The organism is Candidatus Chloroploca asiatica (assembly GCF_002532075.1).
GTDB classification, from domain to species: domain Bacteria; phylum Chloroflexota; class Chloroflexia; order Chloroflexales; family Chloroflexaceae; genus Chloroploca; species Chloroploca asiatica.
This window is the reverse complement of record NZ_LYXE01000088.1, coordinates 1-733: the sequence shown is the minus strand read 5'-3', so window position 1 is coordinate 733 and position 733 is coordinate 1. Positions and strand designations below refer to the sequence as shown.

The 733-nt window shown below is 66.7% G+C and carries 1 protein-coding gene; it reads right to left on the bottom strand.

The window, feature by feature from the left end; translation table 11 throughout:
- A partial coding sequence (locus A9Q02_RS24210; RefSeq protein ID WP_172450866.1) for an NACHT domain-containing protein occupies positions 1–733 on the bottom strand: 733 nt, incomplete at both ends.

Below are 733 nucleotides of genomic sequence, written 5' to 3'. Positions count from 1 at the left end.
CCAGATACTCTTGAAAGGTCTGGTGGGGAAACCGGTAGGCATCGCCGGCGTCACTGGCCTGGATCAGCCCCGCCCGCTGGTCGGTATACTCCAGGAATTTGTCCGCCCCTACCGAAGGGTTCGGGTGCCGCCGACGCTTCAATTCGTCGTCAACCAGCGTGCGCAGCACCGCCCGACTGAGGCTGCCCACCTCCCCGGGCTGGGCGGCCCGATGCGCTTCGTAGGCCGCCTTCCCCAGCAGGGGACGCAAGCTCTGCGCATCGGCGTCGGGCAGGCCGAGATAGTCCATCAGCGTGCCATAGTCGCTCCGCTCCTTCCCGGCGATCTCCCACTGCCCCAACAGAATATCGATACAGCGTCCGTAGAGACTGGCCCGTTCCTCGGGGATCCGGCCATCGTTCAGATGCACCAAGGCCATCACCGTCATCATCAGCGGCTGACGCCCAAAGCGCTGCAGATCCTCGCGCGTTGCGATGGCACGGTGCAGACTGCGCAGCCGTTCGTCCCGCCAGTGCGCCGTCCGGCTGCGCAGCACGGCAACCGTGTGGTACCAGGCCGTGATGAACGCGTCCATCTGGCCGAGTGTCCAGTCGGCCAGAGTTGCGGTCGGCCAACCGGGCAACTGCCAGGCCGCGTTGCGTTCCCCCTCGTAGGCTCGCACGCGGCAGGCGACGACCATGCGGATGCGGCGAAAGCGCTGGGCAAAGGACTGCACCGCCCGCACCACCTTGCG